Below are 17,179 nucleotides of genomic sequence, written 5' to 3'. Positions count from 1 at the left end.
TGGGGGAATCATGCCGATCATCTCGGCTCCGCACGAATTCAACACCGAGGATCTCTACGTGGATCTCCGGGCGTTGTACGGATATCCCTTGCACCTCAAATGTGAGGGCTTCAACTTCGCCGGTTCCATCAAGCTCAAGGCCGCCGCGAGCATGATCGAGGCGGCCGAGCGCAGCGGTGCGCTCACCAAGGGCTCGACGCTGGTGGAGTCGTCGTCCGGCAACCTCGGGGTCGCGCTCAGCGTGATCGCCGCGGCCAAGGGCTACCACTTCATCTGCGTGGTCGACTCGCGGACGAACGTCGCCACGCGCAAGCTCATCGAGTCGCTCGGCAGCGAGGTGCACACGGTCACGGAGCCGGCCGAGGAGGGCGGTTTCCTGGCGGCGCGCCTCGCGTACGTCCGGACCCTGCTCGCCGCCGACCCCCGGGTGGTGTGGCTGAACCAGCACGCCAACCCGGACAACTGGCGGGCGCACTACCGCACCACGGCCCCGCAGATCGAGAAGCAGTTCCCCGATCTGGAGATCCTGTTCGTCGGCACCGGCACCACCGGCACGCTGATGGGCTGCGCCCGCTACTTCAAGGAGCTGCCCCGGCCGGTGACGGTCGTCGCGGTCGACAGCGTCGGCTCCGTCACCTTCGGCGGCCCGGCCGGGCCGCGCATGATCCCCGGCCTGGGCACCGGGGTGCGCCCCGCGCTGCTCGACACCGCGTTCGTCGACCACGTCGTGCACGTCCCCGAGGCCGACACCGTGCGGGCCTGCCACGCGCTGGCCCGCGGCGGATTCCTCTTCGGCGGCTCCACCGGGACCGTCGTGAGCGGCGCGCTGCGCTGGCTCGCCGAGCACCGGCCGGGCGAGAACGGCACGGCGGTCGCCATCGCCCCGGACCTCGGCGAGCGCTACCTGGACACCGTCTACCAGCCGGACTGGGTGCGCGAGGTGTACGGCATCGAACCGACCGAACTTCCCACGGGAGCAACGCAGTCATGACCTCCACCCCGTCCGCCCGGCAGCTGCCGCTCTCCGCCGCCCAGCGCGAGATGTGGTACGGGCAGCAGGCCGACCCGGGCAATCCCGTCTTCACCATGGGCGACTTCCTGGAGCTGCGCGGCCCCCTGGACACCGACCGGTTCACGGCCGCGTGGCAGGGGGTGGTGCGGGAGGCCGGGACCCTGCGCGCCCTGTTCACCGAGCGCGACGGCGAGCCGTTCCAGGAGCTCGCCGACCCCGACGCCTTCCCCGTCGAATCGCTCGACCTGTCGGGGGAGCCCGAACCGCGCGCCGCCGCCGAGGCGTTCATGCGCGAGGACCTGCTGGTACCGCCGGACCTGACCGCGGGCACCCTGCGGTCGGTGCTGCTCCGGCTCGGCCCGGACCACCTGCTGTTCTACATCCGGGTCAACCACATCCTGGTCGACGGGTTCAGCCGCGTCCTGATCTACGACCGGCTCGCCGCGCTGTACGCGGACCCGGAGGCGGAGGGCGCGTTCCCCGACCCGGCCACGCTCGCCGCCGACGAGGCCGCGTACGAGGAGACGCCGAAGTACGCGAAGGAGCGGGCGTTCTGGCGGGCCCGCTTCACGGAGCAGCCGGAGCCGGTGAGCCTCTCGCCGCGCCCCGGCGGCCCCGCCCGCAGCTCGCTGCGGTGCGAGGCCGTGCTGCCCGCCGCCGCCGTCGAGCGGCTGCGGGCGCTGGCCTGGGACACCCGGGTCACCTGGCAGACGCTGCTGATCGCGGCGACCGGCGCCTACGTGCAGCGGGCGGCCGGCGTCGACCGGGCGCTGCTGACCCTCGCGGTGCCGGCCCGTGCCACGGCGGCCGCCCGCGCGGTGCCCGGCATGCGCGCCAACTTCGTGCCGCACCCGGTGCGGGTGGCGCGCGGCCGGACGGTCGCGGACTTCCTGCGGGACGGCGCGGCCGAACTGCGCGCCACGCTGCGGCACCAGAACCACCGGGGCGACCGGATCCGCCGCGACCTCGGCTTCACCGGGGACGCGGGCCGCTCGCTCGGGCCGACCGTCAACGTCCTGGAGTCGGGCTTCGACTACGCCTTCGGCGCCTGCACGGGCCTGCTGCACAACCTGTCGACCGGCCCGGTCGAGGACATGCAGATCATCTACCTCGACGCCGCCGAGGACGGGTACGCGGTCCGGCTGGACGCCAACCCCTCGCGCTACACGCAGGAGGAGCTGGAGCTGCACCAGCGCCGCCTGTTCGGCTGGCTGGAGCGGCTCTCCGAGGCGGGCCCGGACGCGGTCGTCGACCGGATCGACGTGCTGCTGCCGGAGGAGTCGGCCGCGGTCCGCGCCGGCTGGGGCGCCACCACGGTGGACGAGGCGTACGCGGGAGTGGTGGAACGTGTCCGTGCCCTGGCTCTCGACGAGCCCGAGAAGACTGCGGTCCAGGATCCGCAGGGCGCTGTTTCGTACCGTGAGCTGGTCGCCCTCGCCTCGGCGGTGAGCCGTCGGCTGACCGCCGCCGGGGTCCGCCCCGGCGCGCGGGTGGCGATGCTCTGCGAGCCCGGCGTCCCCTTCGTCGCGGGCATTCTGGGTGTCCTCGGCGCCGGTGCCGCCTGGGTCCCGCTGGACCTGCGCGCGCCGCTGGCCCGTACCGCCGCCCTCCTCGACGACGCCCGCGCGGACGTGCTCTACACCGGGCCCGGCCTGGACGGGACGGCCGCCGAGCTGCTCGCCGCCGCCTCCGGCGCCCCGGCCGTGGTGGCCTGGGACGGGGCCTCCGACACCGAGCTCGCCGCGCCGCTCGGGGCCGCCGACGACCTGGCGTACGTCATCTTCACCTCGGGCTCCACCGGCCGACCCAAGGGCGCGATGGTGCACCGGGCGGGCATGGTCAACCACCTGTTCGCGAAGGTCGACGACCTGGAGCTCACGGCCGGCGACGTGGTCGTGCACAACGCCCCCGTCACCTTCGACATCTCGGTCTGGCAGATGCTCTCCCCGCTGGTCACCGGCGGCCGCCTGGTCGTCGTGGACCGCGACACGGCCGCCGACCCGCAGGAACTCTTCGGGCGCGTCGCCGCCGACGGCGTCACCGTCCTGGAGGTCGTGCCGTCGCTGCTGCGCGCCGCCGTCGACGCGTGGGAGGCGGGCACCCCCCGGCCCTCCCTGGACGGGCTGCGCGCCCTGATGGTCACCGGCGAGACGCTCCCCGCCGACCTCGCGGCCGCCTGGGGCGCGCTCGAACCGGGCATCCCGCTGTTCAACGCCTACGGGCCGACCGAGTGCTCCGACGACGTCACGCACGCCGTCATCCGCGCGGGCGACGCCATCGGCGCCCGCGCGCCGATCGGCCACCCGGTCCGCAACACCCGCCTGTACGTCCTCGACGCCGCGCTCCAGCCGGTGCCGCCCGGCACCCCCGGCGAGCTGTACGTCGCGGGCACCGGTGTCGGCCGGGGCTACCTGGACGACCCGGCGAAGACCGCCGTCACCTTCACCGCCGACCCGTACGCCGCCGAGCCGGGCTCCCGGATGTACCGGACCGGCGACCGGGTCCGCCAACGGCCCGACGGACAGCTGGAGTTCCTGGAGCGCACCGACCACCAGGTCAAGATCCGCGGCCACCGCATCGAACTCGGCGAGGTCGAGACCGCCCTGCGCCGCCTGCCCGGCGTCACCGACGCCGCCGCCGCCGTCCACCACGGACGCCTCGTCGGCTACCTCGTCGGCACCGCCGACGAGCCGAAGGCGGCGCTCTCCGCCGCCCTCCCCGGCTACATGGTGCCCAGCGCCTTCGTCGCGCTGGACGCGCTGCCGCTCACCCCGAACGGCAAGGTCGACCGCAAGGCGCTGCCCTCGCCCGACCCGTCGGCGCACACCACGGGGCTCGTCCCGGCGCGCACCCCGCGCGAGCGGGCGCTGTGCGAGATCTTCGCGGAGGTCCTCGGGCTGCCGGCCGTCGGTGTCGACGACGACTTCTTCGACCTCGGCGGGCACTCGCTGCTCGCCACCCGGGCCGCGTCCCGGATCCGGGCCCGGCTCGGCACCGAGGTCCCGATCCGCACCCTCTTCCAGGCCCCGACCGTCGCCGAACTGGCCGCCGCGCTCGACGCGTCGGACGCCCCGGTGCGGCCCGCCCTGACCGCCGCCGAGCGCCCGGAGGAGCTGCCGCTCTCCCCCGCGCAGCAGCGGCTGTGGTTCCTGAACCACCTGGAGCAGGGGTCCGCCACCTACCACCTGCCGTTCGCGGTGCGGCTGACCGGCGCCCTGGACACCGCCGCCCTGGGGGCCGCGCTGGACGACGTCGTGGCCCGCCACGAGAGCCTGCGCACCGTCTTCCCCGAGAACGGCGGCCGGCCGCGCCAGCGGATCCTGCCGGTGGACGCGGCGCACGTCGCCCTGCCCGTCACCGCGACGGCGCCCGGGGAGCTGGCCGGGGCGCTGGCCGCCTCGGCGTCCCGGGGCTTCGACCTGGCGGGCGGACTCCCGCTGCGCGCCGAGCTGTTCCGGCTCGCCGCCGACGAGCACGTCCTGCTCGTCGTGCTCCACCACATCGCCTCCGACGGCTGGTCCGTCGCCCCGCTCGCCCGCGACCTCGCCGAGGCGTACGGGCTGCGGCGGGCGGGCCTGGCCCCCGCGTGGGAGCCGCTGCCGGTCCAGTACGCCGACTACACGCTGTGGCAGCGCGGCCTCCTCGACGCGGTCGCGGACGAGCAGCTCGCCCACTGGAAGAAGGCGCTGGCCGGTCTCCCGGAGGAGCTGGAGCTGCCGGCCGACCGGCCGCGGCCCGCCGTGCCCAGCCACCGGGGCGGCACCGTCTCCTTCGAGGTCGGCGGCGCGGCGCACGCGGCGGTCGCCGCGCTGGCCCGCGCGCAGGGCGCGAGCGCCTTCATGGTGCTCCAGGCCGCGCTCGCCACGCTGCTGTCGAGCCTCGGCGCGGGCGACGACGTGCCGCTCGGGACGCCCGTCGCGGGCCGCACCGACCCGGCCCTCGACGAGCTGGTCGGCTTCTTCGTCAACACCCTGGTGCTGCGCACCGACCTGTCCGGCGACCCGACCTTCCGCGAGCTGGTGGACCGGGTCCGCGCGGCCGACCTGGCGGCCTACGCCCACCAGGACCTGCCGTTCGAGACGCTGGTCGACGCGGTCGCGCCGAGCCGGTCGCTGTCCCGGCAGCCGCTGTTCCAGACCATGCTGGTGCTCCAGAACAACGCCTCCGCCGACCTCGTCCTGCCCGGCCTGGCCGTCGAGACCGTCCCGGTCCGCACCGGCACCGCCAAGCTGGACCTGGCCTTCGAACTGACCGAGCGGCACGGCCCGGACGGCGCGCCCGCCGGGATCGACGCCGTCCTGGAGTACAGCTCCGACCTGTTCGACGAGGCGACCGCCCGGTCCCTGGCGGACCGCTTCGCCCACCTCGTCGGCGTCCTCACCCGCGCCCCCGACGCCGCGCTGGGCACGGTCGACGCCCTGCTGCCCGCCGAGCGCGAGCGGATCCTAGGCGCGTGGGCCGGCCCCGTCCAGGACGTCGAGGTGGCGCCGGTGCACGAGCTGTACGCGGCCCGTGCCGCCGCCCAGCCCGGCCACCCGGCCCTGGAGTTCGGCGCGGAGGTGGTCTCGTACGCCGAGCTGGACGCGCGCGCGAACCGGCTCGCCCACGAGCTGGCCGCCCGGGGCACCGGGCCCGGCGACCTGGTGGCGCTGCTGCTGCCGCGCTCGCCGGAGATGGTCGTCGCGCTGCTCGCCGTCCTCAAGGCGGGCGCCGCCTACCTGCCGATCGACGCCGCCTATCCCCGGGACCGCATCGCCTACATGCTGGGCGACGCGCGGCCGGCGCTCGCCCTGACGACGGCCGCCGAGTCCGCCGGTCTGGACGGCACGGACGTGCCCCGGCTGCTGCTCGACGACCCGGAGGTGCGGGCGGCCGTCGCCGCCCGCCCCGGCCGGGCCCTCGCCGACGCCGACCGGACCCGGCCGCTGACCGTCCGCGACGCCGCGTACGTCATCTACACCTCGGGCTCCACCGGGCGTCCCAAGGGCGTCGTCGTGGAGCACCGCACGGTCGCCGTGATGGTCGCCGACCAGGGCCCCCGCATGAACATCGGCCCGGACACCCGCTGGCTCCAGTTCGCCTCGTACAGCTTCGACGCGGCGACCTGGGAGCTGTCCATCGGGCTCCTGTCGGGCGCCACGATGATCCTGTCGAGCGCCGAGGACCGCGGTCCGGGCGGGCCGCTCGCCGAGCTGGTGGAGCGCACCGGCACCACCATGGTGTGCCTGCCGCCCACCGTCCTGTCCGCGTGGCCGGCCGACCGGCCGATGCCCGCGGGCGTGCAGCTGGTCGTGGCGGGCGAGGCGTGCCCGCCGGAGCTGGTCGAGCGGTTCTCGCGCGGCCGGGTGATGCTCAACGCCTACGGGCCGACCGAGGCCACCGTCTGCGCCTCCATCAGCGCGCCGCTCTCCGGCGCGGTGAAGCCGCCGATCGGCTTCCCGCTGCACAACACCCGCCTGTACGTGCTCGACGGGCGGCTGCGCCCGGTGCCGCCCGGCGTGACCGGCGAGCTGTACATCGGCGGCGACCAGCTGGCCCGCGGCTACCTGCGGCGCCCGGAGCTGACCGCGACCCGCTTCCTCGCCGACCCGTACGCCACCGCGCCCGGCGGCCGGATGTACCGCTCCGGCGACCTGGTGCGGTGGAACGCCGACGGCAGCCTCGACTACGTGGGGCGCGCCGACGACCAGGTGAAGCTGCGCGGCTTCCGCATCGAGCCCGGCGAGATCGAGGGCGCGCTGCTGACCCGGGGCGACCTCGCGGCCGCCGCGGTCGTGGTCCGCGAGGACCGGCCCGGCGACAAGCGGCTCGTCGCCTACGTCGTCGCCGCCGACGGCCCCGTGGACGTGCGGGAGGTGCGGTCCCGGCTGGCCGGGGCCCTGCCCGAGCACATGGTGCCGAGCGCCGTCGTCGCCCTCGACGCGCTGCCGCTGACCGGGAACGGCAAGCTGGACCGCCGCGCCCTGCCCGCGCCCGACCACAGCCGGGCCGCCGAGGGGCTCGCCCCGGCGAACGAGCGGGAGGAGGTGCTCTGCCGGGCCTTCGCGGAGGTCCTCGGCCTGGAGTCGGCCGGTGCCGACGCCGGCTTCTTCGACCTCGGCGGCGACAGCATCAGCTCCATCCAGCTCGTCGGCAGGGCCCGCGAGGCCGGCCTGGAGATCACCGCGCAGGACGTCTTCGTGCACCGCACCCCGCAGGGCCTGGCGCTCGCCGCGCGGGAGGCGGGGCGGACCGGGACCGTCGGGGCCGGCGACGGCACCGGGCCGGTGCCGGCCACGCCGATCACCGCCTGGTTCGACGCGATCGACGGCCCGACCGACGGCTTCCACCAGGCCGCCGTCGTGCAGACGCCCGCGGGCGCCGCGTACGAGCGGATCGAGGCCGCCCTCCAGGCGGTCCTCGACCACCACGACGCGCTGCGCCGGCACGGCGACACGATCCTGGAGGTCGGGGCGGTCCTCGCCGGGGACGTGCTGCGCCGGGTCGGCGCCGGGGACGGCGACCTCGCCGCCCTGGTCCGGGCGGAGGCCGCGGCGTCCCGTGCCGCGCTGTCGCCCGCCCGGGGCGCCGTGGTCCGCGCGGTGTGGCTCGACGCCGGTCCCGGCCGGCCCGGCCGGCTGCTGCTGACCCTGCACCACCTGGTGGTGGACGGCGTCTCCTGGCGGATCCTGCTGCCCGACCTGGCCCAGGCGTACGAGCGGCCCGAGCGGCCCCTCGCCCCGGTGGGCACCTCCTTCCGGCAGTGGGCGCTGCTGCTGCGCGAGGAGGCCGCGCGCCCGGAGCGCCGGGCCGAACTGCCGCTGTGGCGCGAGGTCGTGGACGGCGGCGACCCGCCGATCGGCTCCCGGCCGCTGGACCCGGCCGAGGACACCGCGGCGACCGCCCGCACGCTGCGGCTGGAACTGCCCGCCGCGTACACGGCGGAGCTGCTCACCACCGTCCCGGCCGTCTTCCACGCCGAGATCAACGACGTGCTGCTGACCGCCCTCGCGCTCGGCGTCGCCGACTGGCGGCGCGGGCGCGGCGAGCCGCAGGACGTGCTCGTCGACCTGGAGGGGCACGGCCGGGAGGAGGTCGTGCCGGGCGTGGACCTGTCCCGCACGGTGGGCTGGTTCACCAGCACGCACCCGGTCCGCCTCGACGTGGGCCTGTGCGACTGGGACGAGGTGTGGGCCGGCGGGCCGGCGCTCGGCCAGGCGCTGAAGGAGGTCAAGGAGCAGCTGCGGCGGATCCCGGACCACGGGATCGGGCACGGCCTGCTGGGCCGTCTCGGCACCGGCGGCGAGACGGAGCTGGGCGCCCTCCCGGCGCCGCAGCTGGGCTTCAACTACCTGGGCCGGATGGCCCTTTCGGAGCCGGGCGACTGGCAGGTCGCGGCGGAGTCGCTGGACGTGGCGGCCGGCACCGACGCGGGGATGCCGCTGCCGCACGCGCTGGGTGTCAACGCGCGCACCGAGGACCGCCCGGACGGCCCCTGCCTGGTCGCCGAGTGGGCGTGGGCGGGGCGGACGGTCGCCGACGCCGACGCCGAGGCGGTCGCACACGGCTGGTTCCGGGCGCTGAAGGCGCTCGTGGGGCACGCCGCACGGCCCGACGCCGGGGGCTTCACGCCCTCGGACCTGGGGCTCGTCGAGGGGCTCGGCCAGGACGAGATCGACGAGTTCGAGAACGAGTTCGCAGACGAGTGGGGGGACGAAGGATGAGCACGACCGGACAGGGGAAGGGCCCCGGGGCGCCGCGCGGTGCGGGCGGGCTGAGCGACGTGCTGCCGCTCACCCCGCTCCAGGAGGGCCTGCTCTTCCACGCCGTGTACGACCGGCGGGAGCTCGACGTGTACGCGGTGCAGCTCGTCCTGGACCTGGAGGGGCCGCTCGACCGGGGCGCGCTGAAGGCCGCCGCGGCCGGCGTGCTGGCCCGGCACCCGAACCTGCGGGCGGGCTTCCGCTACCGCAAGAACGGGCAGCCGGTGCAGCTGATACCCCGGGCGGTGCCGGTGCCCTGGCGGGAGGTGGACGGGCCGGACGACCTGGAGGCGCTGACCGACCGGGACCGCACCGAGCCGTTCGACGTGGGCCGGCCGCCGCTGATCCGCTTCACCCTCGTCGGCACCGGCGCGGACCGCCACCGGCTCCTCGTCACCTGCCACCACATCCTGCTCGACGGCTGGTCGATGCCGCTGCTGCTGTCCGAGCTGTTCACCGCGTACGCGGCGGGCGGCGACGCCTCCGGGCTGCCCGCCGTCACCGCGTACAAGAGCTATCTGTCCTGGCTGGACCGGCAGGACGAGGAGGCCGCCGCCACGGCGTACGGGGAGCTGCTCGGCGGCCTGGAGGAGCCCACCCGGCTCGTCCCGGCGCCGCCCGGCCGCGCCCCCGTGCTGCCCGCACAGCACGTCGCCCGGCTCGACGCGGCGGCCACCGCCCGGCTGATGGAGTGGGCCAGGACCCGGGGCGTCACCCTGTCCAGCGTCCTCCAGGGCGTGTGGGCGGTCGTCCTCGGCGCCCTGACCGGCCGGGACGACGTGGTGTTCGGCACCACGGCCTCGGGCCGGCCGCCGGAGCTGCCGGGCGTCGAGTCGATGATCGGCCTCTTCATCAACACGCTGCCGGTGCGGCTGCGGACCTCCGCCGGGCAGACCCTCGCCGAGGTGGTGGCGGCGGCGCAGGAGCAGCACACGGCGCTGCTGCCGCACCAGCACCTGGGGCTGTCCCGGATCCAGCGGGACGCGGGCCACGGCGAGCTGTTCGACACCGTCATGATCTTCGAGAACTATCCGCTGGACCCGGACGCCCTGCGCGGGGCCGTCCCCGGGCTGACGGTGACGGGCGTACGGGGCCGCGACGCGACGCACTACCCGCTGTCGCTGCTGGTGCTGCCCGGCGAGGAGCTGACGCTGCGGCTGGACCACGCGCCCGACCTGGTCACGGCGGCGGAGGCCGCCGCGCTGTCCGGGCGGGTCCTGCGGCTGCTCGCCGCGCTCCCCGACACGGCCGACCTGCCGCTGTCCCGGCTGGAGCTGCTCGGCGAGGAGGAGCGCGCCGCGCTGCTCTCCGGGCACAACGACACCGCCCGCGCCCACCCCCGGCACGCCCTGCGGGCGCAGCTCGCGGAGCGGGCCGCTGCCGCGCCGCAGGCGCCCGCACTGCGCTGCGGCGCCGAGCGGCTGGACTACGCGGAGCTGCACGCCCGCGCCGACCGGCTCGCCCACGAGCTGGCGGCGCGCGGCGCGGGTCCCGGCGCCCTGGTGGCGCTCGCGCTGCCGCGCTCGGCGGACCTGGTCGTCGCGGTCCTCGCGGTCGTCAAGGCGGGCGCCGGCTACCTGCCGCTCGACCCCGACTACCCGGCCGACCGCATCGGCTACATGCTGGACGACGCGGCGCCCGCCCTGGTGGTCACCACCACCGGCGTCGCCGCCGCGCTGCCGGCCGTCACCGCCCGCCCGCACCTGATCCTGGACACGGCGGCGGAGCTCCTCGCGCGGCACCCGGCGGGCCCGGCCGGCACCCCCGACCCGGACCCGCTGGACACCGCGTACACGATCTACACCTCGGGCTCCACCGGCCGTCCCAAGGGCGTGGTGGTGCCGCAGGACGCGCTGATCAACCTGGTGCACGACATGGGCGAGCGGTTCGGCGTGGGCCCCGGCGACCGCTTCCTGTCGGTCACCACCTTCGGCTTCGACATCTCCAACCTGGAGATCTTCGTGCCGCTGCTGACCGGCGCCGAGCTGGTCCTCGCCGAGCGCGACACGGTGCGCGACCCGGCCGCGCTCGCCGCCCTGGTGACGGGCAGCGGGGCGACCGTCATGCAGGCCACGCCGACGCTGTGGCACGCGCTGGTCACCGAGCACCCGGAGAGCCTGGCGGGGCTGCGGGTCCTGATCGGCGGCGAGGCCGTCGGCGAGCCGCTCGCCGACGCGCTGCGCGCCGCCGCCCGCGAGGTCACCAACGTCTACGGGCCGACCGAGACGACGATCTGGTCGACCGCGGCGGTCCTGGACGGCGAGCGCGGCGGCGTCCCGCCGATCGGCCGGCCGATCGCCAACACGCGGGTGTACGTGCTCGACGACGCGCTGCGGGCCGCTCCCTCCGGGGCGGTCGGCGAGCTGTACATCGCGGGCGACGGCGTGGCGCGCGGCTACCACGACCGCCCCGCGCTGACCGCGACCCGCTTCGTGCCGGACCCGTTCGGTCCGCCCGGTGCCCGGATGTACCGGACGGGCGACGTGGTGCGCTGGGGCGCGGACGGGCAGATCGAGTACATCGGGCGGGCCGACCACCAGGTGAAGATCCGGGGCTTCCGGATCGAGCTCGGCGAGATCGAGTCCGCGCTGGCGGCCCACCCCGAGGTGTCGCAGGCGACGGTCGTCGCCCGGGAGGACCTGCCGGGCGGCACCCAGCTGGTGGCGTACACGGTCGGCACCGCCGCCCCCGCCGCGCTCCGCGCCCACCTGGCCGAGGGCCTGCCGGCGCACATGGTGCCCGCCCTGTACGTGGCGATGGAGGCGCTGCCGCTGACCGCGAACGGCAAGGTCGACCGCAAGCTGCTGCCGGTGCCCGCGCAGGGAGTGCGGGCCGCGGCCCGGACGCCGCGCACCCCGCAGGAGCAGTTGCTGTGCGAGGTGTTCGGCGAGGTGCTCGGCCTGCCGGCGCCGGCCGGTCCGGACGACTCGTTCTTCGACCTCGGCGGGCACTCGCTGCTCGCGACCCGGCTGACCGGCCGGATCAGGACGGCGCTCGGCGCCGACCTGCCGGTCCGGGCGGTCTTCGACGCGCCGACCCCGGCGGGCCTCGCGGCCCGGGTCGCGGACGCCGGGGAGGCCCGGCCCGCTCCGGCGCCGGCCGTGCGCCCGGAGGTGCTGCCGCTCTCCCCCGCCCAGCGGCGGCTGTGGTTCCTGGGCCAGCTGGAGGCGGACAACCCGGCGTACAACATCCCGGTCGCGGTCCGGCTGACGGGGCCGCTCGACGTGGCGGCGCTGCGGGCGGCGGTGCGGGACGTGGTGGGGCGCCACGAGGCGCTGCGCACCCGCTTCCCGGACACCGACGGGCGGCCCCGGCAGGAGGTCGTGGACGCGGACGCGGTCCCGGTCGAGCTGGCGGTCTCCCCGCTGGACGAGGCGGCGGTGCGCGCGGCCGCCCGGCGCGGCTTCGACCTGGCGGCCGAACTGCCGCTGCGGGCCGAGCTGTTCCGCGGCTCGGACGAGGAGCACGTACTGCTGCTCGTGGTGCACCACATCGCGGCGGACGGCTGGTCGGTGGGGCCGCTGGGCGCGGACCTGGCGGCGGCCTACGCGGCGCGCCGCGCGGGCGGCGCGCCGGTGTGGACGCCGCTGCCGGTGCAGTACGCGGACTACACGCTGTGGCAGCGCGAGCTGCTGGAGGCGGTCTCGGAGGAGCAGCTGGCCTACTGGCGCCGGGCGCTGGACGGGCTGCCGGACGAGCTGGAGCTGCCGGCCGACCGGCCGCGGCCCGCCGTGCCGACGTACCGGGGCGGCGAGGTGGCGTTCCGGATCGACGGGGCGCTGCACGCGGCGGTCGGGGAGCTGGCCCGGGAGCAGGGCGTGAGCACGTTCATGGTGCTCCAGGCGGCGCTGGCCGCGCTGCTGTCGAAGCTGGGCGCGGGCGACGACGTGCCGCTGGGCTCGCCGGTCGCGGGGCGCGTCGATCCGGTCCTGGACGAGCTGGTCGGCCTGTTCGTGAACACGCTGGTGCTGCGGACGGACCTGTCGGGCGATCCGACGTTCCGGGAGCTGCTGGACCGGGTGCGGGCCGCCGACCTGGCGGCGTACGCGCACCAGGACCTGCCGTTCGAGGCGCTGGTGGACGCGCTGGCGCCGAGCCGGTCGCTGTCCCGGCACCCGCTGTTCCAGACGATGCTGACGCTGCACAACACGCCGGACACGGCGGTGCGGCTGGCGGGGCTGGAGTCGGAGCCGCTGCTGATCGGCACCGGGACCGCCAAGGCGGACCTGGCGTTCGAGCTGTTCGAGCGGCGTACGGAGGACGGGGCTGCGGCCGGGATCGACGCGGTCCTGGAGTACAGCGCCGACCTGTTCGACGAGGGGACCGCGCGGTCGTTCGCCGAGCGGCTGGCGCACCTGCTGGGCGCGTTCGTGGCGGCGCCGGACCGTCCGGTGCGGTCGGTCGGGGTGCTGCTGCCGGCCGAGTCGGCGGCGGTGCGGGCGGCGTGGGCGGCGACGGCGGTCGAGGAGGCGTACACCGGGGTCGTGGAGCGGGTGCGGGCGCACGCCGCCGCGCGCCCGGACCGGATCGCGGTGCAGGACCCCGGGGGCGGCGTCTCGTACGCCGAACTGGTCGCGCTGGCCTCGGCGGTGAGCCGTCGGCTGACCGCCGCCGGGGTCCGCCCCGGCGCGCGGGTGGCGATGCTCTGCGAGCCGGGCGTTCCCTTCGTGGCGGGCGTCCTGGGCGTCCTCGGCGCCGGTGCCGCCTGGGTCCCGCTGGACCTGCGCGCGCCGCTGGCCCGTACCGCCGCCCTCCTCGACGACGCGCGGCCCGAGGCCCTGTACGTGGGGCCCGGACTGGGCGGGACGGCCGCCGAGCTGCTCGGGGCCGCGTCGGGCTCGCCGGTGGTGGTCGCCTGGAACGGGGCCTCCGACACCGAACTCGCCGCGCCGCTCGGAGCCGCCGACGACCTGGCGTACGTCATCTTCACCTCGGGTTCCACCGGCCGCCCCAAGGGCGCGATGGTGCACCGGGCGGGCATGGTCAACCACCTCCTGGCGAAGGTCGACGACCTCGGCCTGACCTCGGACGACGTGGTCGTGCACAACGCCCCCGTCACCTTCGACATCTCGGTGTGGCAGATGCTCTCCCCGCTGGTCACCGGCGGCCGCCTGGTCGTCGTCGACCGCGACACCGCCGCCGACCCGCAGGAGCTCTTCGGCCGGATCGCCGCCGATGGCGTCACGATCCTGGAGGTCGTGCCCTCGCTGCTGCGCGCCGCCGTCGACTCCTGGCGAAGCGGCCTCGACCGGCCCGAACTCGCCCCGCTCACGCACCTGATGGTGACGGGCGAGACGCTCCCCGCCGACCTGGCGCGGGAGTGGCTGGAGCTGGCGCCGCACATCCCGCTGGTCAACGCCTACGGGCCGACCGAGTGCTCCGACGACGTCACGCACGCCGTCATCACGCCCGGGACCCCGCTCGGCAGCCGCGCCCCGATCGGGCGCGCCGTCCGCAACACCCGGCTGTACGTCCTCGACGGGGAGCTGCGGCCGGTGCCGCCCGGCAGCGCCGGCGAGCTGTACGTCGCGGGCACCGGCGTCGGCCGGGGCTACCTGGACGACCCGGCGAAGACCGCCGTCACCTTCACCGCCGACCCGTACGCCGTCGAGCCGGGCACCCGCATGTACCGGACCGGCGACCGGGTCCGCCAGCGGCCCGACGGACAGCTGGAGTTCCTGGAGCGCACCGACCACCAGGTCAAGATCCGCGGCCACCGCATCGAACTCGGCGAGGTCGAAAGCGCTCTGCGGCGCCTGCCCGGCATCACCGACGCCGCCGCCGCCGTCCACCACGGACGCCTCGTCGGCTACCTCGTCGGCACCGCCGAGGACGCGCGGACGGCGCTCGGCGCGATCCTGCCCGACTACATGGTGCCGAGCGCGCTCCTCACCCTGGACGCGCTGCCGCTCACCCCGAACGGCAAGGTCGACCGCAAGGCGCTGCCCGCCCCCGACCCGTCGGCGCACGCCGCGGGCCCGGCGCGGGAGCCGGGCACGGCGACCGAGCGCACCCTGGCGGAGGTCTTCGCGGCCGTGCTCGGGCTGCCCTCGGTCGGCGTCGACGACAGCTTCTTCGACCTGGGCGGCGACAGCATCCGCTCCATCGAGGTCGTGGCCGGGGCCCGGCGGTCCGGGCTGCGGGTCACCGCCGCCGACGTCTTCACCCACAAGACGGTGGCCGCGCTGGCCGCGGCCGTCGGCGAGGCCGAGCCGGTCGAGACCGTCGGCACGGACGACGGCGTGGGCGCGTTCGCGCCCACCCCGGTGATGCTGCGGTTCCTCGAAGCCGGCGGCCCCGTCGACGGGTTCAACCAGTCGGTCGTCCTCACCACGCCCGCCGGACTGGACCCGGAGCGGCTCGTCTCGGCGCTCCAGCGGGTCGTCGACCACCACGACGCGCTGCGGCTGCGGCTGACCGGCCGGGGCCCCGCCGACTGGCGGCTCGTGGTCGGCGAGCCGGGCTCCGTCCCGGTCGCCCCGCTGGTGGCCCGCGTCGACGCCTCGCACCGCGCGTACGAGGACGAGGCACTGCTGCGGCGGGCGGTCGCCGCCCAGTCGGAGGCGGCCCGCGACCGGCTCGCCCCGCGCGAGGGGAGCGTCCTCCAGGCGGTGTGGATCGACCGGGGGGCCGACCGTCCCGGCCGGCTCGTCCTGATGCTGCACCACCTGGTGGTGGACGGCGTCTCCTGGCGGGTGCTGCTGCCCGACCTGCTCGCCGCCTACGAGCGGCCCGACGCGGCGCTCGACCCGGTCGGCACCTCGCTGCGCCACTGGGCCGGCCTGCTGCGCGCGCAGACGGAGGCCCGTACCGGCGAACTCCCCTACTGGAGCAGGCTGCTGGACCGCGAGGAGCGGCCGGTCGGGTCGCGGGCGCTGGACCCGGCCCGGGACACGTACGCCACCGCCCGCACCCTGCGGCTGACCCTGCCCGCCGAGCACACCGGCCCGCTCCTGGAGCACGGCCCCGCCGCCTTCCAGGCGGAGGTCCACGACGTGCTGCTGGCCGGTCTCGGCCTCGCGGTCGCCGAGTGGCGCGGCCGGAGCCTGCTGGTCGAGGTCGAGTCGCACGGCCGCGAGCAGCTGCACGAGGGCGTCGACCTGTCCCGGACGGCCGGCTGGTTCACCAGCACCCACCCGGTGCTGCTGCGGGCCGCCCCGCTCGGCGCCGAGCAGGCCGTCAAGGAGATGCGCGAGCAGCTCTCGGCCCTCGCCGACCACGGTCTGGGCCACGGCGTCCTGCGCCACCTGGGCGACGGTACGTCCCCGCTGCCCGCGGTCGACCCGCAGCTCGGCTTCAACTACCTGGGCCGGTTCGCCGCGGTGGAGTCCTACGACGGCGGCTGGGCGGCCGCCCCCGAGGCCCGGGAGGGCTTCGCGGCGACGTCCGGCGGGATGCCGCTGGGCCACACCGCCGAGGTGGACGCCCTGGTCGAGGACGGGCCCGACGGGCCGGTCCTGGTGGCCACCTGGACGTGGGCGGGGCAGCTGCTCGAACCGGACGACGCCGGGGTCCTGGCCGAGGGCTGGTTCCGGGCGCTGCGCGCGCTGGCCGAGCGGGCCGGCGAACTCGCCGCGACCCGGCCGGCCGACGGCGCGGCCGGGCGGCGGCCCGCGCTGCTCACCGAGGCGTTCGAGACGCTGCTGCCCATCCGGCCGGACGGCGGCCGCGAGCCGCTGTTCTTCCTGCACGGCGGCGTGGGCCTCAGCTGGCCCTATCTGGGGCTCGCCGAGCACCTGGCGAAGGAATTCCCGGTCTACGGCTTCCAGGCGTCCGGAATCATTTCGGAAGCACCGCTTCCGGCCAGCATCCCGGACATGGCGGAAGAATATGTCCGCAGAATTCTGGAAATTCAGCCCAGCGGGCCTTATCATCTTCTCGGCTGGTCCTTCGGCGGACTCCTCGCCCACGCGGCGGCCACCCGCCTCGAAGGACTCGGGCACCGGGTCGCGCTCCTCGTGAACCTCGACAGCTACCCGGTCCCGGAGCCCGACGGCATCCCGGACGACCGGGCGCTGCTCGCCAAGATCCTGGAGTACTGCGGCTACGACGCGGCGGCCTTCGCCGGCGGCGAGCCCACCCTCTCCGAGGTCCTGGAGCTGTTCCGGCGGGACGCCAACCCGCTGGCCGGACTGGACGAGCCGCAGCTCGCCCGGCTGCTGCGGATCGTGCGCAACCACGCGGTGCTCAGCGCCGAGTTCGCGCCGGACCGCTTCGGCGGGGACGTCCTCTTCCTGTCGGCCACCGAGGGCACCACCCCGGACTCCCCGACGGTCGCCGTGTGGGAGCCGCACATCGGCGGCCGGATCACCCACCACCGCATCGCCTCCGACCACGACGGAATGATGCGGCCCGCGCCGCAGCGGGAGATCGGCCGGATCATCGCCGCCCACCTCGACACCCTGCGCTGACCCCTCCTCCCGGG

Annotated in this window: 3 protein-coding genes; all 3 read left to right on the top strand. The window is 76.2% G+C overall.

Annotation, left to right across the window (positions count from 1 at the left end; genetic code table 11):
* Positions 1 to 10: 10 nt before the first annotated feature.
* From sbnA to IE219_RS06660, 3 genes are read left to right on the top strand one after another with little or no spacing between them, the layout of a single operon-like run.
* The gene (sbnA, locus tag IE219_RS06670) at positions 11 to 991 is read left to right on the top strand and encodes a 2,3-diaminopropionate biosynthesis protein SbnA (RefSeq protein ID WP_189975623.1); all 981 of its coding nucleotides are present in this window, start codon (positions 11 to 13) and stop codon (positions 989 to 991) included.
* Entirely contained in the window at positions 988 to 8,715 is a 7,728-nt protein-coding gene (locus IE219_RS06665) for a non-ribosomal peptide synthetase (protein WP_189975622.1), read from the top strand. The genes sbnA and IE219_RS06665 overlap by 4 nt, the downstream gene beginning before the upstream one ends.
* A complete protein-coding gene (locus tag IE219_RS06660; RefSeq protein ID WP_189975621.1) occupies positions 8,712 to 17,165 on the top strand; it encodes a non-ribosomal peptide synthetase in 8,454 nt (2,817 codons plus the stop codon). Before IE219_RS06665 ends, IE219_RS06660 begins: the two co-directional genes overlap by 4 nt.
* Positions 17,166 to 17,179 lie beyond the last annotated feature (14 nt).

Origin of the sequence: Streptomyces termitum (genome assembly GCF_014650175.1) — a bacterium.
Taxonomy (GTDB): Bacteria; Actinomycetota; Actinomycetes; order Streptomycetales; family Streptomycetaceae; genus Streptomyces; species Streptomyces termitum.
Note: the sequence above shows the minus strand (reverse complement) of the source record. Positions and strands in the feature narration are given on the sequence as shown.

Bases quoted from the DNA above. Each gene is read 5' to 3' on its own strand.
- sbnA (WP_189975623.1), top strand. From the start codon at position 11: ATGCCGATCATCTCGGCTCCGCACGAATTCAACACCGAGGATCTCTAC.
- IE219_RS06665 (WP_189975622.1), top strand. From the start codon at position 988: ATGACCTCCACCCCGTCCGCCCGGCAGCTGCCGCTCTCCGCCGCCCAG.
- IE219_RS06660 (WP_189975621.1), top strand. From the start codon at position 8,712: ATGAGCACGACCGGACAGGGGAAGGGCCCCGGGGCGCCGCGCGGTGCG.